The organism is Neptunomonas marina, from assembly GCF_004005935.1.
GTDB classification, from domain to species: Bacteria; Pseudomonadota; Gammaproteobacteria; order Pseudomonadales; family Balneatricaceae; genus Neptunomonas; species Neptunomonas marina.
In genome coordinates this window covers 159074-180213 of record NZ_SACQ01000002.1, presented here as the reverse complement: position 1 = coordinate 180213, position 21140 = coordinate 159074, and the positions used below count along the sequence as shown (strand labels likewise).

The 21140-nt window shown below is 50.9% G+C and carries 18 protein-coding genes and 1 other RNA gene; 11 read left to right on the top strand and 8 right to left on the bottom strand.

The genetic code is table 11. The features are described 5' to 3' along the window. From EOE65_RS05530 to EOE65_RS05520, 3 genes are all read right to left on the bottom strand, one after another. The gene (locus EOE65_RS05530; protein WP_127693304.1) at window positions 1-2088 is read right to left on the bottom strand and encodes a TonB-dependent receptor plug domain-containing protein; all 2088 of its coding nucleotides are present in this window, start codon (window positions 2086-2088) and stop codon (window positions 1-3) included. A gap of 291 nt (window positions 2089-2379) precedes the next feature. Next, window positions 2380-2931, bottom strand: coding sequence for a DUF6691 family protein (locus EOE65_RS05525; protein ID WP_127693303.1), 552 nt, complete (start codon window positions 2929-2931; stop codon window positions 2380-2382). Between the two features lie 11 nt (window positions 2932-2942). Then, the gene (locus EOE65_RS05520; RefSeq protein WP_127693302.1) at window positions 2943-3500 is read right to left on the bottom strand and encodes a YeeE/YedE thiosulfate transporter family protein; all 558 of its coding nucleotides are present in this window, start codon (window positions 3498-3500) and stop codon (window positions 2943-2945) included. A 208-nt stretch (window positions 3501-3708) separates the two neighbouring features. On the opposite strand from EOE65_RS05520, the gene EOE65_RS05515 reads away from it, so the two are divergent. The 6 genes from EOE65_RS05515 to EOE65_RS05490 all read left to right on the top strand — a co-directional run bounded on the left by EOE65_RS05515 (window position 3709) and on the right by EOE65_RS05490 (window position 12403). Then, entirely contained in the window at window positions 3709-4491 is a 783-nt protein-coding gene (locus EOE65_RS05515) for a 3-hydroxybutyrate dehydrogenase (protein WP_127693301.1), read from the top strand. A gap of 188 nt (window positions 4492-4679) precedes the next feature. After that, window positions 4680-5864, top strand: a complete 1185-nt coding sequence (locus EOE65_RS05510) for a PQQ-dependent sugar dehydrogenase (RefSeq protein WP_164847020.1) — start codon at window positions 4680-4682, stop codon at window positions 5862-5864. An 82-nt stretch (window positions 5865-5946) separates the two neighbouring features. Next, on the top strand, window positions 5947-7107 hold the full coding sequence (locus EOE65_RS05505; RefSeq protein WP_127693299.1) for an HD-GYP domain-containing protein: 1161 nt from the start codon (window positions 5947-5949) through the stop codon (window positions 7105-7107). A gap of 127 nt (window positions 7108-7234) precedes the next feature. Next, the gene (gene imuA / locus EOE65_RS05500) at window positions 7235-7900 is read left to right on the top strand and encodes a translesion DNA synthesis-associated protein ImuA (RefSeq protein WP_127693298.1); all 666 of its coding nucleotides are present in this window, start codon (window positions 7235-7237) and stop codon (window positions 7898-7900) included. A 4-nt stretch (window positions 7901-7904) separates the two neighbouring features. Next, window positions 7905-9326 (top strand): Y-family DNA polymerase, encoded by a 1422-nt coding sequence (locus EOE65_RS05495; RefSeq protein WP_127693297.1) that lies wholly within the window; start codon window positions 7905-7907, stop codon window positions 9324-9326. Continuing rightward, entirely contained in the window at window positions 9299-12403 is a 3105-nt protein-coding gene (locus EOE65_RS05490) for an error-prone DNA polymerase (protein ID WP_127693296.1), read from the top strand. The genes EOE65_RS05495 and EOE65_RS05490 overlap by 28 nt, the downstream gene beginning before the upstream one ends. 147 nt (window positions 12404-12550) lie before the next feature. Here the strand turns inward: EOE65_RS05490 and EOE65_RS05485 are convergent, their stop codons facing one another. Then, window positions 12551-13693 (bottom strand): flavohemoglobin expression-modulating QEGLA motif protein, encoded by a 1143-nt coding sequence (locus tag EOE65_RS05485; RefSeq protein ID WP_127693295.1) that lies wholly within the window; start codon window positions 13691-13693, stop codon window positions 12551-12553. Between the two features lie 241 nt (window positions 13694-13934). Then, complete coding sequence (locus EOE65_RS05480; protein WP_127693294.1) at window positions 13935-15455, bottom strand: GGDEF domain-containing protein; 1521 nt, start codon at window positions 15453-15455, stop codon at window positions 13935-13937. 341 nt (window positions 15456-15796) lie between these two features. On the opposite strand from EOE65_RS05480, the gene EOE65_RS05475 reads away from it, so the two are divergent. After that, the gene (locus EOE65_RS05475) at window positions 15797-16336 is read left to right on the top strand and encodes a hypothetical protein (protein ID WP_127693293.1); all 540 of its coding nucleotides are present in this window, start codon (window positions 15797-15799) and stop codon (window positions 16334-16336) included. 566 nt (window positions 16337-16902) lie between these two features. Further along, window positions 16903-17460: a type II secretion system protein gene (locus EOE65_RS05470; protein ID WP_127693292.1), complete on the top strand. Its 558-nt coding sequence runs from the start codon at window positions 16903-16905 to the stop codon at window positions 17458-17460. Window positions 17461-17529: 69 nt separating this feature from the next. Here EOE65_RS05470 and ssrA read toward each other — a convergent pair. Further along, window positions 17530-17886: a transfer-messenger RNA gene (gene ssrA / locus EOE65_RS05465) on the bottom strand. Window positions 17887-17948: 62 nt separating this feature from the next. Then, a complete protein-coding gene (gene smpB / locus EOE65_RS05460) occupies window positions 17949-18425 on the bottom strand; it encodes an SsrA-binding protein SmpB (RefSeq protein WP_127693291.1) in 477 nt (158 codons plus the stop codon). 187 nt (window positions 18426-18612) lie between these two features. Between smpB and EOE65_RS05455 the strand changes: the two genes are divergently transcribed. The 3 genes from EOE65_RS05455 to EOE65_RS05445 are packed head-to-tail and all read left to right on the top strand — an operon-like array spanning window position 18613 to window position 20733. Continuing rightward, window positions 18613-19980, top strand: a complete 1368-nt coding sequence (locus EOE65_RS05455) for a sodium-dependent transporter (protein WP_127693290.1) — start codon at window positions 18613-18615, stop codon at window positions 19978-19980. 14 nt (window positions 19981-19994) lie between these two features. Next, window positions 19995-20426: a type II toxin-antitoxin system RatA family toxin gene (locus EOE65_RS05450; RefSeq protein WP_127693289.1), complete on the top strand. Its 432-nt coding sequence runs from the start codon at window positions 19995-19997 to the stop codon at window positions 20424-20426. After that, window positions 20419-20733, top strand: a complete 315-nt coding sequence (locus EOE65_RS05445) for an RnfH family protein (protein WP_127693288.1) — start codon at window positions 20419-20421, stop codon at window positions 20731-20733. Before EOE65_RS05450 ends, EOE65_RS05445 begins: the two co-directional genes overlap by 8 nt. 57 nt (window positions 20734-20790) lie before the next feature. On the opposite strand, the gene EOE65_RS05440 is transcribed toward EOE65_RS05445, so the two are convergent. Beyond that, on the bottom strand, window positions 20791-21120 hold the full coding sequence (locus EOE65_RS05440) for an outer membrane protein assembly factor BamE (protein WP_127693287.1): 330 nt from the start codon (window positions 21118-21120) through the stop codon (window positions 20791-20793). Window positions 21121-21140: the final 20 nt, after the last annotated feature.

Below are 21140 nucleotides of genomic sequence, written 5' to 3'. Positions count from 1 at the left end.
TTAGAAGTCTAAACTCAGGATTAGGTAGATTTTTCTCTCCTGCGCGTTGTTGCGGTGGAACTCTGAATATTTCGCATCCCAGAGATTTTCGATCATCAGTGTTGCACTCACGCGCTCACCGCTGGAGATCGGGAATTGTTGAGTCAACTTGACATCTAATGATGTGAAATCGTCGTGTAGGCTTGAACCTTCCCACTGAACTTTGGACATATGGGTCAAGATGAAGCCCGCATCAAATGTTGGGCTGAAGCGGCGATTATAGAGCAAGCTTAACGTATGCTTTGGAGCGACAGCAGAGAGGTCACGATCTGGCTTGTGGTCGCGAATATCGCCGCGCTGCAGCACACCGCTAATATCGTTATAGCTGTAGGCTAGGTTGATAAGATCTTTCGGTGTCGGTTGTAAGAACGTCTGTACTTCAACGCCGCGGTTGCGATAGTCCTTCGAGTTGCGCAGTTGTCGCTCCTCATCGGGATAACCTTGCGCCAGCGTGGCAAGGTCTAGGTCGCTGTAAAAGAACCAGCCTTCAATGCCATCGCGTGAGTCCTCAAAAAAGAGCTTAATATCCGTAAAACCGTGCAGAGTCGGGTGCTTTAAAAAGAGACCCAGTTCAACGGCATCGAGCTTCTCTGACTTGAGCTGATCACTTTTCTTCAACTGATAGTCAAACGGAACACCTTCTGGAAAAACATAAGCTGTCTCGGCGTTCTGCTCCAATAACGAGGGGGTACGGAATGCCTGAGTCAGTGATGCGCGAACGGTGGTGGTGTCATCAATATGATAGTTGGCGCCGCCACGAACCGAGATGGCGGGATCATCCGTCGTCGTTTTGAACTCCGCCATGACGCCCAGGTTCCAGAGTAATTTGGCTGTTTGCTGCCACTCGATATTTGAAAACGCGTAGTAGTTCTCTTCGTGTACACTTTTCGCTTCGGGAATAAAGCTATCGCTGCGTGCATCTTCGTAACGAAAACCGACACCTGACGCTAGGGTAAGCTCGGTAGTTGGGCGCTGGGTGAGTTGTAGCTCGCCGCCGTACACATGGACGGAACCGTTCTCGCCCTTTGTTAGGGTGCGAAAGTCGGAAACATGACTGCTTGGGAACGGGTATGCGTCACCGTACTGTTGCTCTAGATACGCGAGTTGTGCATTGAGCTGCTGTAAGCCCGGATCGCCCAATAGGTCTGAGGCCCAGTAACTCGGTGTTTTGAGGCTTAGAAAGTTATGAAACAGTTGCAGGGTGTATTCGTTGAAAGGATCGGATTCATGTTTCCACTGTAAATGTTGATAGCTGGAGATATGGTCACGATCATCGTATTGGGATAACTCGCCTTGCCCAGTAACGATAGAGCCTTGACTGAAACCTGCACTGAAATCGAACGTGTCATAGAGCGTTGGCGTTAATGTGACCTGCAAGTTGCCCTGATACACCTCTTCGCCATCGCGCTGGAAGTCGAATCCGTTGTTTTTCTGCCCTGATAAACTCAAGCGGTATTGAGCGTTTTCATGCTGGTTACTCAGTGTTGCGGTGTAGTCGCGGCGTTTATCGGGGCCTGCGGTAAACGTCACTCTATTCTGCGGTTGGCTAATGGGTGATCGCGTGACGATATTGATCGCGCCCATCAGCGCATTTGATCCATAAGAGGGTACATTCGAGCCGCGTACGACTTCGATATATTCGATGTCGTCCAGCGTGATACCAAGAGAGTTCCAATCCACAGTGGAGAGCAGCGGCACATAGACTGGGCGGCCATTAATACGCACCTCCAAGTCATTGGGAAACTCAGACGATTCGCCGTGGTAGGTCACGGCATACTTATTGTGGTTGGTTGGGTAGACCTGAAAACCTGGCACTAAACGCAGCAATTCGGGAATTTCTATCATCCCGGACGCCTCTATCATCTGGCGGGTGATCAGTGATGTGGCGACTGGGACATCGTCAAGCGGCTGGCTGATACGTGTAGCAGAAGCGACCTCGGGGATATCGCTAAGAAAGTCCTCTTCGCTAAACGCACTGGCATACGATGGCAACAATGTGGCGGCGATTGCGAAGGCAAAGGGAAAATAGGTACAAGGCAGTGTTGGCATGACTAATCCTTTACAAGCAACTGTCTTTCTTGATTTTAGATACGTGTTCCAACGTAAATAATGATGGCTAACATCACGATTGCTTCGATGATGAAGCCGTTCGTACTGAGAATCCAATCAAGCATAAAGATAATATTTTAAGGTTTAGGATAATGAATTTTAGAAGTGCAGAGTAGCAGCGCAGAGGGCCGCTGCAAAACGCTATTTGATTTGTAGCAAGAAAGGATTGGATAGCTTGTGTAGAGGAGGGTGCAAAGCCGACATCAGCGATCGGCTTTGCTGGTAACGGGTTCAGATCTTCTTCGGCGCAAGAACCGCGAACGCTGCGAAAAGCCCACCTAAAACGAGTGCGACAAGCATCGCAGAGGGGGTGGCAATTAAAGCGCTGTATTCACCTGTTGCCGCAAGTGTTACTTTGCCTCCACCGATAGGACTGAAGAGCCAACTATCGGCGATTGCGCCATAGCTTAACGTGTAGAGAAAAGCGCCAGCTAAACCGCCGAGTACATAAACAAAGGCATCCGGTTTCCCTTCTCCCATGGCTGCAACACCGGTACCTGGGCAGTAACCTGCTATTGCCCAACCTAGCCCAAGCAGCATACCGCCCACAATAACGCCGTTGTAACTGCTCTTAACCGACAGGTGGCCTGCATCGATAATGCCGATGCTCATACCGGCAAACAGCACGATTGAGCTTACACCGATGGCAAAGAGTATCGCTTTCGCCAGATGTAGATCTCGAAGCGTTAACATGCCCCAGATTTTGCGTGAATCTGTGGCACCAACACGTTGTAAGACAAAACCGAAGAGCGTGCCAAGGATGAGTGCGAGAATAATTTTCATCTTAAAGCTCCTTAGCGACGGCCATATAGAAAGATTGCAGTAGGTACAGCAACCGCGAAGGCACCGGCTGCGAACAGATAACCGCTGAGTGATGTCTGCATCATTCCACTCATCATATGGCCACTCGTGCAGCCGCCAGCAAGACGCGCACCAAACAGGACAATCGCACCGCCAATAAACGCGCGCAGTAAGCGTGCTGAGCGTTGATCGCCTAATCGACAAACCGGTTGTGAGGCAGTATCGGGGGGAGTGGTTGGGCGGTTAAAGCGGCTCGCTAACCAAGCGCCAAAGATCATCGCTAAGACGAATAAAAAGCTGTAATTAATGGGGTTCTCAACAGCGGCTGCATACTTACCACCGCTTTTATCTAGGTAAGCGTTGGTACTTGCATAGCCAGACTTGCTGTCTGTATCGGTTGTGATCAAGCTGTCATCAAATAATGACCACAAAACCCCATCGGCGATCACAAACTGGGTTGATACACCGATTGGTTTGACAAGTATGACCGCCAGTAAAAAACAGATTGCCAGCGCGGTACCGCTGGTTATCCAACTCCAGTATTGCCTCATAGTCCCGCCATATTAGTAATTATTTATATAAGTAAATATTAATATAGTAGTGGATGTCGGTAAAGCGTACTGTCTGGGGTGTTGCTACTTTTAGTAGGGTAGCGGTATGCAATCAGTTTTTTGCAGTGCAAAAAAGTGGTACGGTGGAAGGACTGTCGGCATGTAGATAGATGTGCCATTTTAGGATCGAAAAGGGGAGCTTTTGAGCATGTTAAAAGGTAAAAATGCACTGGTTACAGGATCAACATCAGGTATTGGTTTGGCGATGGCACGCGCGCTGGCGGAGCAGGGTGCGAATGTCATGATCAACGGCTTGGGCGACCCTGCTGAGAACGAAGCGATCCGCGCTTCTATTGAAGCGGACTTCGGCGTGAAAGCGCTTTTTTCGCCAGCTAACATGCTCAAAGCAGATGAAATTCAAGCGATGGTCCAAGAAGCTCAAGCGCAGTTTGGTTCGGTGGATATTCTGGTTAATAACGCCGGTATCCAGTTTGTATCGCCGGTTGATGAGTTCCCTGAAGAGAAGTGGGACGCCATTATTGGTATCAACCTGACGTCGGCCTTCCATACCACGAAGGCTGTGCTGCCAGGCATGAAAGAGAAGGGCTGGGGCCGTATTATCAACACAGCATCAGCTCATGCGTTGGTAGCGTCGCCATATAAATCAGCTTACGTGGCAGCCAAGCATGGTATCGCAGGTTTAACAAAAACGGTGGCCTTAGAAGTTGCAGAGCAGGGAATTACTGTCAATGCCGTGGCGCCGGGTTACGTTTGGACACCGTTAGTGGAAAAACAGGTTGGCGATACTGCTCGGGCACGTGGCATTACTGAAGAGCAAGTTAAGCAGGATGTCATGCTTAAAGCGCAGCCAACGAAACAGTTTGTAACGGTTGAACAAGTAGCCGCCGTAGTGACCTTTTTGGCTGGTGATGCTGCTGCATCTATCACGGGTGTCACTATGCCTGTTGATGGTGGCTGGACTGCCCAATAACTCAGCTGTCTAAAATCGAAAAAAGCACACATTTAGTGTGCTTTTTTTTTGTATTAGCCGCTACACTTAATAAACAGAGGTGATGGTAAAAACATACATTTATTCAGAGCCGAGTTAACCCTGTTATACAACTGCCACTCGGCATGAGAGCACACAACGCGCAAGGATGTCGTGTGGGAGATCAGTCAATGCATAAGCATAAGAGATGGATAGCAGGGAGCGTCCTTATATTATCATCAACCCTGTCAGCGGCAGGCTCTACGATAGATACCTACCAGCAGACCTTGGTGTTGGGCACAGAGCGGTTTACGGTAACCGTCCCGCAAGGCTATCAGCTATCGGTGTTCAGCACAGCTGTACCTAGGCCACGGATGCTATCGCATGGTGAAGTTGCCGGTGAAGTCTTGGTCGGCTCAGGTGCCGGTGCTATCTATCGCTTAACGCCTCCGGATTATAAGGCGCAGCGTATCACGCCGCAGTTTCGTTACCCCCATAGCGTGCTTTGGCATGAAAAAGCACTTTGGGTCGCCTCCAGTGAAGGTGTTTATCGTACCCAGCTCAACCGTCAGGAAAATCGGCTCGAAGCGATAGAAAAGGTATTCGCGATGCCCGCGAGTGGTGGGCATAGCTCACGTACGCTGGTAGCCGGACCTGATGGCAGCCTTTATGTCAGTATTGGTATTAGCGGTAATTGCTCGAACCAATACTTGAGCGAGACCTATGCGTTTAATGAGCGCCGTGGCGGCGTTTGGCGTTTGCAGAAAAAAGCAGGCCGCTGGCAAGCTGACGTGTTCTCAAGCGGGTTACGCAACCCGGTAGGTTTAGCGTGGTCGCCACATGAACAGCGGCTCTATGCAACCAATAATGGCCCTGATCACCTGGGCTTTGAACAGCCGCCGGAACAACTTGTTGCGCTCTCTGCAGGCTCTTTTCATGGTATGCCATGGTATCAATATGATGGCGAGCAGGTGTTTCGTGATCGTTGTCAGCGCTCGCAGCCGCCTCAGCATAAAGATCAGGTGGAACACCCTGTTACAACCTTTCCCGCACGACAAGCACCGCTGGGCCTCGACTTTGTTCCAGAGCAGTCTGTTTATGGGAGCTTGAGCGGTCAACTGCTGGTGGCGTTTCATGGTTCTTGGGCGGTGGATGCAACCGGCTCTGCTGCAAGCCGACGGCCCCCAAAAATAACTGCCTTACATTTAGAAGATGGCGCTGTTATTACACAGCAGGATATTGTTTCGGGCTTTCAGTTAGATGATGGGCAGCGTTGGGCGCGGCCTGTGGATCTGCTGGCATTGCCCGATGGGAGCATTCTGTTTAGTAGTGACGGGCCAACATCTGCCATTTTTAAATTAACACCTATTCCGTAGTTAGCGTGCGATTCTGCCCTTTCATGGGCTGTGTGAGTCCGTTTAGCTTATTAGTATCTGCCTTTGAGGTTTTAGACAGAGTATGGCTCGGTTAGCTTATCAACACCTTCCATCCGCATTTGGTGCATTGAGCGTCAATCACTCGTTAAATCGTAATTTGGAAGCGGTTTTGAATGTTGTGCAGGGACGTTACCGCGATATTGTGCGCATTAACTTTGTGGGCTACGAAGCACAAACAAACACGCTGAAAGCGTATTTAACAACAGCGGGTGCAGAGGAGCCTATGTCGCGCCATGAGGCTAAGATGACGGCTGACAACCCGCTCTACCCGCTCATGCAGGACCCCGCAGCGCGCTTGATTCGCGAGCTAGAAGAGCTACCGCATAGTGATAGCGCTCAACGGCTACTGAAGCTGGGTATCAAAAGTAGCTATGCCGTACCGATCTTTGATCAGAAACGCTTTCTGGGGCTGCTCTTCTTTGCCTCCTCGATACCCAAACGCTTCTCCTCGTTGGTGATTCGTACTCAGTTAGATGTGATCGCCAAACTTATGGAGGTGGTACTAATCGCAGAGAACTATGCCGTACAGGGCGTTATTGGTACCGCCAAGACACTGAAAGATGTCGCTTCTCTAAGGGATAACGAAACCGGCCAGCACCTTGAACGTATGGCGCGTTATAGCCGAGTGATTGCACGCAAGTTAGCACGAGATACGCCCCTTAGTGATGAGTATATCGAGGATATATTCACCTTTGCGCCCCTACATGACATCGGCAAAATTGCCATTCCAGACAGCATCTTGCTGAAAGCCGGGCCGCTCACGGAAGAGGAGTACACCACCATGAAGGAGCATACGGTGCGGGGGCTCGAAATAATCGATCAAGCACTCACAAACCTGCGCTTGGAAGAGAAAAACTACAGCCAAATTTTGCGCCATATTGTGCACCTGCATCATGAAAACTGGGATGGTTCAGGCTATCCATGTCAGTTGGTTGCGGAGGCGATCCCTTTAGAGGCGCGCATTGTACGTGTGGCAGATGTCTACGATGCACTGACTAGCGAACGCCCTTACAAAGCAGCTTGGTCGAGCGAGGATGCCCTTGCATTCTTGCGCCAAGAGAGTGGCATACAGTTTGATCCTGCTTGTGTGGCAGCGTTAGAAGCCTCCATCGAAGAGGTGTTAGAGATCGCGAAAAGCTTTGCAGATGAAGCGGATGCCACCACAGGGTGTGTTATTTCATAAGCGCTTTTACCCTGATCAACAGGGAGCGTATGACAGCCTGTAGCAACGATCTTTGCATCCTCGGCTTGCACTTTGCCTTAAACTGCATAAAAATACTGTATAAATAAACAGTATTTGTTGGTGCGTTATGGGTACAACATCGCTCAATCAAATGATCCACGCCGGCGTGCTATGGCAAGGCCAGCAAGCATCGGTGGATAACTTTGTGAGTACTGGCTTTCAGCAGTTGGACCAACAGCTGGGTGGCGGTTGGCAGCTAGGGAACTTGGTGGAGTTGCTATGTCAGCAACCCGGCTGCGGCGAGTTACGGCTCTTGCTGCCGCTGCTGTTAGAACGCCAAGCGCCTGAAAAATGGCTGCTCTGGGTAGATCCTCCATGGCTGCCTTATGCGCCGGCGCTGCGTGCTTCGGGGCTGAATCTTGATCACATTCTCGTGGTGCATACACGTCAACTTAAAGAAACCGGTTGGGTACTTGAGCAGGCCCTGAAAAGCGGCTGCTGTAGTGCGGTACTCGGTTGGCTCCCCTCAGGGCAGGAAAAAATGGTGCGCCGCTTACAAGTGGCGGCAAGTGAGACCGGTACACTCGGCTTTTTATTGCGCCCTTGGGCTGCCCGTGAACAAAGCTCTGCCGCACCCTATCGTTTACAGCTGGAGCCGGCTTCGCAGGGTATCTCGTTAACGCTACTCAAGCGCAAAGGCGGTTGGGCACAACCAGAGATCAACCTTGCGGTGGGCGAAGATCAGCTCTTGCCCGCGCTACAGGCTGTACCCACACTTCATGCAGTAGGTTAGCACGATGGCTGGGTCACTGTGGTGTTACCTGCACTTTCCGCTACTCCCGCTGGAGGCGCGCTATACCGATCAAGCATGTTCGCAAGCGGCAGCACTGCTAGATGAGCGTGGTACCCACGTGTTGCTGTGTAATGCGGCAGCGACGGCGCAGGGTGTCTCTGCTGGGATGGCAATAGCGACCGCCTACAGCTTAGCGCCAGAGCTACGTTGTTATACGCGTCACCCTGAGCAAGAGCCGGGTAGCTTAGAGGCACTTGCCATGTGGGCTGGGCGGTTTAGTGCGCAAATTAGCCTCTATCCGCCCTATGGCCTTTTGCTAGAGGCCGATTCAATGCTGCACTATTTTGGTGGTTTATCGCCCTACTTAGCACAGCTGCACAGTGCGTTGGATACGCTGCACTGGAGTGCGGAGATCGCCACAGGGCATACACCTTTAGCGGCTAAAGTGTTGGCTGAAACAGGAGGTTTTACCGCTGAAGAGGCAAGCGCGCATTGTACACGCCTTGAGCGCTTACCCATTCGTGGGTTGAATCTTGAGCAGAAGGTGATACAGCGCTTAGAAGGGATGGGCATTCAACATGTGAAGCAATTGCGTGCCCTGCCAAGCGATGCATTAACACGGCGTTTTGGTAAAACGCTACCGCGCTATCTGGCGCAGCTGTTTGGTGAACAGCCAGATCCACCGCGCTACTTTACGCCACCGAAGCATTTTACCCGCCATCTTATCTTGCCCCATGAGCTTGAGCATAGCGGTGGTTTGCGTTTTCCCCTGCGGCGCTTGCTTGCCGAGATGGAAGGGTATCTGCGCCAATGTCAGTTATCTGCGCAGGAAACTACACTCACATTGCGCCTGCGTGACCTTGAGACTCAGGAACTTCAAGTACGGCATAGCCGTGCGGAGTTGCAAGCGTCTGTGTGGATGCCATTGTGGGAGCTGCGCCTAGAGCGGGTACGTTTAACCCAGCCGGTTATCGAGATTACCCTGCGTGCACAGGGTTTGGCACCACTCGAGGTGACGACCACCGATCTGTTTAACTCAGCCACCGCAGTGGATACCCCTGAGCACCTAGTGAGTAAACTACAAACCCGTTTAGGGATTGATGCTGTGCAGCGGATGGTGATGGTGGCAGATCACCGCCCTGAAAAGAGCTATCGTTGGGTGCTACCCGACAGCCGTTGCAAAGAGGTCCATCTTCCCCCTTCAGGGGCTAGGCCGCACTGGTTGCTGCCCAAACCCGCAGGCTTAGCGGCAGCAGAGATCACCCAGTGGCAGCCGTTATGTGGCCCTGAGCGTATTGTGGGAGGCTGGTGGGATAATTTGCCCGTCCGGCGTGATTACTACATCGCCCGCAGCCCCGATGGGCGTTTGGGGTGGATCTTCCGTGATGCGAACCGCCAATGGTATCTGCATGGGTGGTTTGGCTAGTGGTGGCGCCATTTCCCTATGCTGAACTGCATGTGCTGAGCAATTTTAGCTTTCTACGTGGTGCCTCCCACCCTGAGGAGCTGGTCGCACGGGCGGCTGAGTTGGGTTATCAAGCGCTTGCCTTGACCGATGAGTGTTCTGTCGCAGGTGTGGTAAGGGCGTGGGAGGAAGCCAAAGCACAGCAGATTAAACTCATTATTGGCAGTGTCTTTCGCCTCGATGATGAGCAAGTGATTTTGCTGGCGTGTAACCGGCGCGGCTACGGGCAGCTATGCGAACTGATCACGCAAGCGAGACGTCGTGCAGAGAAAGGTAAATATCAGGTCACCTGGGATGATTTTGCTCACCAACCTGATTGCCTCTTACTCTACTTGGCAGGTGATGATTTAAACAGCGCGCGCCGGCGTATGGCGCATCTGAAAACGCTATTTCCCAAACGTCTTTGGTGGATGGTCAGTCGTTTACTGAGCGGTGATGATCAGTGGCGTTTTCAGCAGCAGTGCCGTATCGCCAATCAGCTGGGTGTACCGCTGGTATGCGGTAATCGCGTTGAGATGCACAGCCCTGCGCGTCAGCCGCTGCACGATGTATTAGCGGCTATCCGCGAACAAACGTCTATCCAGCAAGCCGGTTATCTTTTAGCAGCCAATGGTGAGCAGCATCTACGCTCATTTGAAAAGCTCACCTCGCTATATCCGGCGGATATGCTAGCCGCCACGGTAGATATTGCCGTCCGCTGCTGCTTTGAGCTCTCTGAACTGCGCTATGAATACCCTGCTGAACTTGTGCCTGAAGGGCGCAGCGCCGCTGAACATCTGCGCGCTTTAGTGCAGCGAGGCCAACGACTGCGCTTTCCTGAAGGGGTACCAGATGCCATTGCACAGCAGATCGAGCGCGAACTTCACCTGATCGCTGAGCTGGGCTATGAACACTATTTTCTAACGATTGAAGATATTGTGCGCTTTGCTCGCCAGCAGGGCATCCTCTGCCAAGGGCGCGGTTCAGCGGCGAACTCAGTGGTGTGTTATTGCTTGCATATCACCGAGGCAGACCCGCGGGAGGTTAGCCTGCTAATTGAGCGCTTTATCTCCAAAGAGCGTGACGAGCCGCCCGATATCGATGTGGATTTTGAGCATGAACGCCGTGAAGAGGTGATTCAGTACATCTACCAACGCTATGGCCGTGAACGAGCAGGGCTGGCAGCCACGGTAATCAGCTACCGTACCAAAAGCGCCATTCGTGATGTGGGTAAAGCGTTGGGCATGGATGAGAGTTATCTGAGCTGGATTATCGCTCAGTTAGAGCGTCGCGAAGGGCGTGAGGTTTGGCTAGCGCAGTTGGCTGAGCTAGGTGGCGAGGAGCCATCGCCTTTGTATCGCCACTTTGTCGCGCTGGTGGAGGAGATTCTGGGATTTCCGCGCCACTTGTCACAGCATGTGGGTGGTTTTGTGATTGCTGCGCAGGCGCTTTGCCAACTGGTACCGATCGAGAATGCTGCGATGACAGACCGTACTGTGATTCAGTGGAACAAGGATGATCTGGAATCGTTAGGATTGCTCAAAGTGGATGTGCTGGCGTTAGGAATGCTCACGGCGATACGCAAAACGCTATGCCTGCTGGCAGAGCAAGGCGAGCCTGTGACGCGGATTCAGGATATTCCGCGCGGCGATAGTCATACCTATGACATGCTTTGCCGTGGTGACAGCATGGGAGTCTTTCAGGTGGAATCGCGGGCGCAGATGAATATGCTGCCGCGCTTGCGGCCACGCAGTTACTACGATCTGGTGATCGAGGTGGCGATTGTGCGGCCAGGCCCCATTCAAGGGGATATGGTGCACCCCTATCTAACACGCCGCCAGCAACAAGCGCCGATTAGCTATCCAAGCCCTGAGGTGGAGCAGGTGTTAAAGCGCACGTTAGGCGTGCCCATTTTTCAGGAACAGGTGATTCAGTTGGCGATGGTAGCGGCCGGTTTTAGCGGCGGTGAAGCCGATCAGTTACGCCGCGCGATGGCTGCATGGCGGCGCAGCGGTTATATCCGTGAGTACCAACAGAAACTGATGGAGGGGATGCAAGCACGTGGTTATGAGCGCGAGTTTGCCGAGCGTATCTGCCGCCAGATCGAGGGCTTTGGCGAGTATGGCTTCCCGGAATCACATGCCGCTAGCTTTGCCTTGTTGGTGTATATCTCAGCGTGGTTGAAGTGCCACTACCCCGTGCAGTTTTGCTGTGGGCTACTGAATAGTCAGCCGTTAGGTTTCTACTCCCCAGCGCAGTTAATACAGGATTTACAGCGCCACGGCGCAGAGGTAGAAGGTGTCGATATTAACCTGAGCACTTGGGATTCGTCGGTTGTGGTGGACGGAACCAAGCGCTACTTGCGGCTAGGCTTTCGCTTGATTAAAGGATTGCGTTATGACGCTGTGGCAGCGTTATTGGGCGCTCGGCAGCAGGGGGCATTCCGGTCATTGCAAGACGCACGCCGACGCTGTCAGCTGCGTCAGCAGGATTGGGATGCGCTGGCGGCAGCGGGGGCGCTGAATAGTATTGCAGGCCACCGTTTTCAAGCTCGTTGGGAGTTATTGGCGCCGCAGCATGCTATGGCATTAGATCCGCTGACTCATGTGGCCGAGTCCCGCTTTGCATTGGCTGCTCCGGATGAAAAGCAAGATGTTGAGGAGGACTACCGTCACCTTGGTTTAAGCCTTGGTCGCCATCCGCTAGCGCTATTACGGGCGCAAGGTGAGCTACAGGGCTGCAAGCAAGCGGAACAATTAAAGGCTTGTCGGCATGGTCAGCTAGTGACGGTAGCGGGCTTGGTAACAAACCGCCAACGGCCGGGTACAGCAACCGGCGTTACCTTTGTCACGCTTGAGGATGAAACGGGGCAGATCAATCTTGTCGTGTGGCGCGATACGGCCAAAGCGCAGCGTAAAGCGCTCCTGACCGCCCAGCTGTTGCAGGTGAGCGGCGTGTTGGAGTGTGAAGGTGATGTAATCCATGTGGTGGCGGGTAAGCTACGGGATATTAGCGAGCAGTGGCGCGAGTTAACGGTGAAATCGCGTGATTTTTGTTAAATGGATTGTTAATCCAGTACCTTGCTCACACACCGGTATCGTTACCAGCCTCCCATAGAGCTGTGTTGTTCGCTATCACTTAGAGCATGGTTCATTAAGCTCGTTAGCTGTGGTGGTGTCTCATTTTGGTATCCTGTCCTCATGCAGTTACTTGATCGCATGAGCAAGCAAGCGTTTAACCTCATCAACGGGTTGCGGTGTAGCGATAGCTGGGCTGATATATTTGGGTGGTAGTAGATAACCTTTGTTGATTAGTCGTTGTATGAGCGGCAGATGGTTGAGCGAGACTTTGCCTGAGAGTAACAAGTTGAAATGCTCAGAGGTTTCATAGGCGTTCAGCATCTGATGAAATCCTTGCAGGTAAAGGTAATCCTTCGTGTAGCCGCCACCGCGATAGACTCGGGAAGTGATCGTGAAAGCGGTACTGTCATCGACATCATGCTGCTCTTTGAGAAGCAGAAATGTGCGCTTGAAATCACGCTCGATCAGCATCGATTGAACGGCAATAACCCGCAAAGCCAATACTTTGAGCCTTGGTAAAGTTAAGTAGCCGGCCAAGTATTCACACAAAATGGCAATACCTTCTTGTGTTGTGGTGCTGACAGGGCTTCCCAGCGATAGCACCTTTACCGGCTGATTGCGGCTGTTGAGGGTTGTGACTAAGTGGCCACCGACCTCGTGATGAGCGAGTGCATGCACTTCAGTTTCAGCGATCCGAGCATTGGCATTAACTTTAATGGTGCTGCCCGAAACAAGGATATTTGCGATCATCTTCTCATCAAGCCGAATGTCGTACTGGTATCCTCGCGCGTCTGCAAATGACGTGAGATGGTTAACAATCTCATCGGTACCCATATCACGGTCGTCGAGTGGCGCAAGGTCATCGGGAAAGTGCAAGACAAACTGAGCGTTGCGAATATCCTTCTCGTTAGGTTCGCCAAAGTAGCGCAATGACTCATATACAAACTCATCTGTACCTATGGCGCGAAACTGATCAAGCTTTTCGACATAAGACTCAATGACATCGCTATATAACTGAATTAAGTCATCGTCTGGAAGTGACTCAACCGGCAGGTTGTAAAGCGCACGCTTGCGAGCAAAGAGGTCGATCGAGTGCTCGCCGTAGGCGAAGTCAGGGCTAATTGAATAGTTAGATTCGAAAAATGCGGCTTTCTCTTGATGGTAGTTTTCGGGTGCAATCGCATCAAGAATGTTGATGCCACGCACTTCTTCAAATAGGGCTTGATCAAGAGCCAGTAGTGCTTTGGGAAGTGGGTCAGTATGTGCCATAAGCTAGCCCTCGATACTGAAAGTCCGTTAATCATCGCGTTAGCTAATGATGCGCTAATGCGACACCGCGTTTATTGAGAGGACCAATGGTAGGTGATGGGGCCACGAGTCAAACGCTCAGTGGCGCTACCGTTATAAAGATGTGAGGCTCTCATGACACACTATATCAAGACTCTACGATAAACATGCAGTTCGATTGAAAAGGTTGTCTGGCTAGAGAGCCATTCAGCGATTTGCGTTGTTATGTTGTTGCTTGCCTCGCATGGATCGCGCGATCTCGCCCGGCTTCTTTCGCGCGGTAGAGGGCCTCGTCAGCTGCTTTCAGAACCTGTTGGTACTGAACATTCTGTTCGCCATTGTGCGTTGCAATGCCGATACTCAAGGTGAGTGTTTGTCCATAAAACGGATCGAGTGTATGAATACTGCTCTGTAAGCGTTGGGCAAAAGAGATAGAGCCGTTTTCATCTAGCTCTGGGCAGAGGATCAGGAACTCATCGCCTCCCCAGCGCCCTAAATGATCGTAGGCACGAATATGCTCTAGCAGGTGGTCTGAGATAACTTGAATCGCTTCATCTCCGCGTTGATGTCCTAGCGAGTCATTAATTTGCTTAAAGTTATCAATATCAACAAGTAATAGAGACAGTGGTTTATGTAGACGAACACTGCGGTCAATCTCTTTAACCACAATGCTCTCAAGCGTGCGGCGGTTGTAGATGGAGGTTAGATGATCGCGTTCGGCTTGCTCCTTTAACTCGTTCTGTGCAGTGATATCGCGCAAAATACACACACTGTGCATCCTTTCGTTTACTAGCCGTGTTGAAATCGCAATGCTTAGGTCAATGGTTGCCCCCGACTTTGTTTTGCCCTTAATAGCTGAACCTAAGCTACGCATTTGCCGCGACTGCTCGCGTTGAGAGAATGCTTCACGGTAGTGTCGATGGTGAGATTTAACAGCGTCTTCCATAAGGTCTTCGACATACATCTCTTTTAATTCATCTCGCGTGTACTCGAGCATATTGGCCGCGGCTTGGTTCGTACGCAGAATTCGGCCCTGATCATCAATGAAAAGGATGCCATCAGGCGACATGTTAAAGATGGTTTCGTACTCTGTGGTGAGCTGCGAGAGTAAGTTAAGTAGCCTTACGGTGACAAAACTGGAAAAAATAAATACAGGCAGGAGTATCACGGCGGCAAACAGCGTGTTGGCTTTTTGTGCTGCAACCAGTTGGTCTGTGATCACGGTGCTCTTCTCAAGCTCGGGAATAAGTTTTTGTCGTAGGGTAATGAGCGCCTTTTCCGCTGGTGAGTCATCGACACGGACACGCGCGTCGAGTGCTTCTATTGCTAGCGAGTCGTAGCTTTCTTTAATGAGCTGTAACTTTGCATAATAGTCGTCAAGTGTTTGCTGTATCAGCTGTGTACGCTTGATATCGTCTTTATCTGAAGTTTCGGCTTGAAACGCCTCTAGGAGTTGTGTTGCGTTACGGTAGCTTTTTTCTGCTTCGACGTAGTACTCCTCTGAGCCGCGAATCACATAGTTCTTGAAGTGGTGAATAAAGCCAACATACCCCATATTACGCTCGATCTCGGCTAAGTGCGTCGCATGTTTAATGCTATGTGTGGCTAAGCTACGCCATGTCTCATCAATCACTTGGATGCCAAAAAAGAGTTTGGCGACAAAGAAAAAGAGCAGAGCGTTGATCGCGATCGCCCAAATAACAATCGCTAACTTGGCGCTTTTCGGGTCTCGGCGTGGAAGCATAGAGAGATCATCTCATTTTAGGTGGCTAGCTACTCTCACTGATACTGAGGAGCTGCGTGAGTCTTTGCAATAGCACGAAACATCAGACAAACCGTTCAAGCAGTTGCCTTAACACTTAGTCTAGATGTAGCTGACATGGCCGTCGAATCAAAAAATAGGTATTCCGGTCGCGGGGCATTCTAACGGAAATATTCACAAAGAAGATACCTGTTAAGGGGTGTTGAATGAAACGTTTGCGCTAGCGCAAGTTTAGGTAAATTCTCACACGATGGGGCGCTGATGTCTGTTTATCTCTGCGTTACTATGCGTGCCGCAACAGCTAAAAAACTAAAGGATGAGTAATGAAGTTAACAGCTTTCACAAGGAATGTGATGCTGGCGTCTTTGTTCGCGAGCTCGCTCGCGCATGGCGCAGTGCAGTCACATAGTTTTATGCTCTTAGGGAATAACGGCGAGGAGGGAAGTGGCTCTTTTACATGGGATGATGTCACTGTACCCAATGGGGGTACTGTCGAGTACGACGATCTCCTTTCTTTCTCGCTGACTCTCAATGGCGGTAATGTTGTTGGTGGCAGCGTGACATTTCAGAAAGATGACTGCGACGACGTTAGATTGCTACCCGCTCCTACTTTTACAACCTTTCTGAATGTATCAACATGCAGCAAAGGCGGGAATACGCTGATGGGGGAAACACCGCTTGAGGGTAGGCTTGCAGGTATGGGGCCTAGTGTTATCTCCTTTTATCCGGGCTCCACATCGCTGGTAAATACGCTAACTTCCAACGCTCAGTCTATTCCTACGTTGCCCTTTATCGGGCTTGCTGTGCTAGGGGTGATGCTGGGTGTTAGCGGTACGCGAAAGCTACAGCAACCTCTTCGTTAATATAAGTCTGCCACTAACCTTGCGTCGTGCAGGCGTTAGTGGCAGTGACTTTAAACGCTGAACAATCGCTATCTTCTCCTTCCCGAATCCAACCCCTATCAATGACAAAAATGTGCTGATCTAACATCGTTGTCTATTAGGTCCAGGCCTGAGCTAGAGCCATGTAACGAAGCGCTCGCTGTATCGCGTGTTAAACATCGAGTGATGATGCTTTGCGTAGCCATCAGTTCCGCTAAGGGAATGGCTGGCTGCTTTGCACCATGTTATGTGATGCTCAGTCGATAAGGCGGCTGCGTACTTTTTACTGACCCGGTCCAGCAAAGCACTGTGGAATGCCACTCTACTATCGAAAAGGTATTGATAAATCTGTAGCCATTATGCAGCATTACTGTCTTTTGCGAGGCTCCAGTACTTTGTAAAGCGATGGTAGCTGTCAAGGTACATCGCGTGATGCATCGCGCTTTGAACTTGTGCTGTTTTGCGATGTGAATAAATTTTACGCAGATCAAATAGCCCAGAAGGATATTCGGCAACCCAGCAATGACGGGTGAGGTAAGTCCCAAATCATGCAGAGAAATGGCTTTACGCTCATTGAGTTGATTGTAGTAATTGCGTTATTAGGCGTGCTATCGGCGGTGGCTCTGCCGCGTTTGTTAGATCTGCAACAGTCGGCTCGCGTAGCTTCTATAAACAGTATTGCTGGCTCAATGGAGAGTGCTATTGCACAAGTGCGATCCAAAGCGTTCATTGAAGGGCTAACGCCCAGTGCGCGCAACCCAAGCGGTTCGGCCCAAGCAGATTATCTCATTGATTTTGGTTTTGGATCAGTTGAGGTTGATTGGGGGACGTTATGCCCCGAAAGCCGAGGAGAAGTAGGGGATGCACTATCTATGTTAGATTTTCTCAACCTGACACCTGCAGGCGAGCTGACGACTGCTTTTGGAAATCGCCACACTGTGATTGGTTATCAGCATGCGTTTACGAATGGGCAGTTGGCAAGTCAGAGCTTAACCACGCTACCGTCTGGCTGTTATGTGATCTACGATTCGTTCGGGCGATCAGGTAGCACATGCCCTGCGCAAGGGTGCCAGTGCACGGTGAGAGTGGTTACAGACGGTTGTTGAGAAGCTATCTACGCAAGACAGTATCACTAGACTCAACCTAAGCGCTTAGCATCTAGTGATATAAAAAGATGGTGGAGGTGGCGGGTTTCGAACCCGCGTCCGCCAATCCGCTGCCCTAAGATCTACATGCTTAGACACCTCTATTGAGTTAACCCATAACGGCCCGAGGGTCAGGGCGTATAGGGCGAGCCTTTTTAGTTTTAACCGTTCAGCTTAAGGCGAAGCTTCCGGGCGATCCCATCTCATATGACACCGCGAACCTCTGAGTTATAGGCACCTCTGAGTGCGGCGTAGCAGACTTATGCTGCTAGTGCGTAGTTATCGTCGTTAGCAACTATAACTGTGTAGTAATGGATTTACGTGATTCACTACACTCACGACATGCACCTAAGGTTTTGTAACCGGCGTCGAAGCCAAGTCACCCCCCAAGTAGCCCAATAGTATGCGGCTTATTACCTGAAATTAAAAGGCTTTAAGCGAAATATAGATTAATGAGCGGCCATCACACGTTGCTTTTGGCGGTTCCAGTCGCGCTCTTTTTCAGTCTCGCGTTTATCATGGAGCTTCTTACCTTTCACAAGCGCTATCTCGCATTTGATGCGGCCTTGCTTCCAATACAGAGAGAGCGCCACACATGTGTAACCTTTCGCTTCGGTCTCGGCGGTGAGGCGTTCGATTTGGCGCTTGTGCAGTAGGAGCTTTCGATCCCGGCGCGGCTCTGTTACAAAGTGAGTACAGGCCTGTGTTAGCGGGGTGATGTTCGCGCCGACTAGCCAAGCTTCACCATCCTTGATTAAGACATAGGAGTCCACAAGCTGAGCACGGCCCTCTCGAAGGCTCTTAACTTCCCAACCGGATAACGATAGCCCCGCTTCGATCTTCTCTTCAATATGATATTCGAAACGCGCGCGTTTGTTTTGGCAGATAGTACTGCTGTTATTCTGTGCTTTTTTCTTTTTAGCCATAGCGACGGATTATAGCGATGGCTGACCATTGCAAACAAGCATTGTTCGTTGGTGTGGCACATTCTGTTGCGGTAAATGCGATGTGATTAAAACTTTACGAAAAATCTGAGCTATGACGTTGTCAGCGCTATGAAATGTGTGAACAATGCCGTGCTTTACAGCGAACTTGAGTGTTAAGAGAGCAGTTATGCAAGAAAAGTTATCCATGCATGGATCTTGGACGAGCCGTTGGATTTTCGTATTAGCGGCGACAGGGTCGGCAGTTGGACTGGGTAATATCTGGAAATTTCCTTACATCACGGGTGAAAACGGCGGTGGTGCGTTTGTGCTCGTTTATCTTGTATGTATCTTGCTGGTAGGCGTGCCGATCATGATCTCTGAAGTGCTGATCGGGCGTCGAGGTCGCCACAGTCCGATCAATTCGATGAAAGATGTCGCCGTTGAGTCTGGGCGTAGTCCGCGTTGGTCCGCAGTGGGCTGGGTTGGTGCACTAGCCGGGGTGATGATCTTCTCCTTCTATTCGGTTGTGGCAGGTTGGGTGCTCCACTACATTGCCGGCATGGTGCGGGGCGATTATATCGACATTGGTAGCGCCATGGCGTCGCGCCAGTTCGAAGCCTTATTGGCTGACCCTAAAGTGCTGTTAATGTGGCACTCGATCTTTGTTGTCATGGTTTTGGTTGTTGTCGCGGGCGGCGTGAGTAAAGGGCTAGAGCGTGCTACGCGAGTGATGATGCCTGCGCTGTTCGTCTTGTTATTTGTCTTGTTGGTCTACGCGATGACAACCGGGGCATTCATGCAAGGCGTTGAATTCCTGTTTGCTTTTGATCTTTCCAAGCTAACGATGGAGGCTATTTTAGTCGCTCTTGGCCATGCATTCTTTACGTTGTCGTTGGGGATGGGCGCGATCATGGCATACGGCTCCTACATGCCGAGTAAAGCCAGTATTGGTAGCACGGTTTTAATGATTGCAGCGCTGGATACGTTGGTGGCTCTGGTTGCCGGTTTAGCGATATTTCCGATCGTATTTGCGAATGATCTGGACCCCGGTGCAGGCCCAGGCTTGATGTTTATTACACTACCGGTGGCGTTTGGGCAGATGCTTGGCGGCCAAATCTTTGGGTTTTTGTTCTTTCTGCTGATCGGTGTGGCGGCTTGGACCTCCGCAATCTCGCTGATGGAGCCTGCAGTCGCTTGGTTGGTGGAGAAGTTTCCGATATCGCGAGCTAGTGCATGTATGATGCTCGGTTTGCTTGTCTGGCTGCTTGGTATCGCTTGTTTAGGTTCTTTCAACGAAATCTCAGATATGACCGTTGCGGGGATGACGCTCTTTGACTTAATGGACTTCGCCACCGCGAACATTATGTTGCCCTTAGGAGGGTTGATGATCTGCCTTTTCGCTGGCTGGCGTATGAAGCGCGTAGCCCTCGAAGAGGAGTTGTCATTATCCAAGCCGTGGCTATTTCATGCTTGGTATTTAGCGATTAGGTTTGTCGCCCCGGTCGCGGTTGCAGCAATCTTCGTTGTAAATTTGTACAATAAGTTCGCAATCTAGAGCGGAAGTTAAGCATGACTCAAGTTGATCGCAGCGCATTGGTTCTTCACAGTGCGCAGCAAATGTTCGATATCGTGAACGATGTGAAGGCGTACCCGGCATTTCTGCCTTGGTGTGAATCGACAGACCTATTGTTTGCCGATGATCACAAGATGGAGGCAACGCTGCATCTTGCCAAGGCGGGGCTGAGGTACAGTTTTTCGACACGGAACGCTTTGCAGCGTCCTGAGCGTATCGAAATCGAACTATTAGAAGGCCCGTTTTCCCGTTTATCGGGTGTATGGACGTTTGAGCCTCTAAGCGATGAAGCCTGTAAAGTGAGTTTGAGCTTGGGCTTTGAGTTTGCCAACAAGCTTACCGGCATGGCGATGAGTAAAGTCTTTAATCAGGTGGCCACGACAATGGTGGATGCCTTTGTACAGCGAGCAGATGAAGTTTATGGATAATCCAATAACCGTTGAGGTAGCTTACGCCCTACCCGATAAGCAAAAGATTATCGCCGTGCGAGTTGAAGAGGGCTGCTCAGTTTATGATGCGGTGATCGCTTCAGGTATTACGAACGAATTTCCTCAAATCAACCCTGATACCGATCCGATGGGCGTTTTTGGTAAAGCGGTAAGAAACCCGCGGGATCAAGTGCTTAAAGCAGGGCAGCGGGTAGAGATCTATCGCCCGCTGATTGCGGATCCGAAAGAGGCGCGCGCGCGCCGTGCTGCGAAGATGAAAGCGAAGAAAGAGGCGGAGCAAGGATAACGCTCCGCACGAACGTTTTCATGCAGCTAAGTGCCGCATTCGTGGGGCTGCAAAGGTTTAGTTACTTGGCGATGGGCGATAGTCGCCAGACACCTTGACCAGTTTGCCTTGTTCAAAAAATACCGAGAAGCGCTCGCGGGAGTAATCACCGTTACCTTTCTTGATTGTGTAGATGTAGTCCCAGCGGCCATCGTGGAAAGTATCGGTGATTAACGGTGTACCAAGGACGTAGCGCACTTGGTTATGGTTCATGCCGGGGCGCAGTTGATCAACCATTTCTTGTGTTACGATGTTGCCCTGTGGAATGTCTATCTTGTAGACGCCCGGAAATTCAGAGCATCCCGAGATCACTGTAGCCGCGATAATACTGATAAGAACCTTTCGCATCTTTATTTGGCTTCACTTTG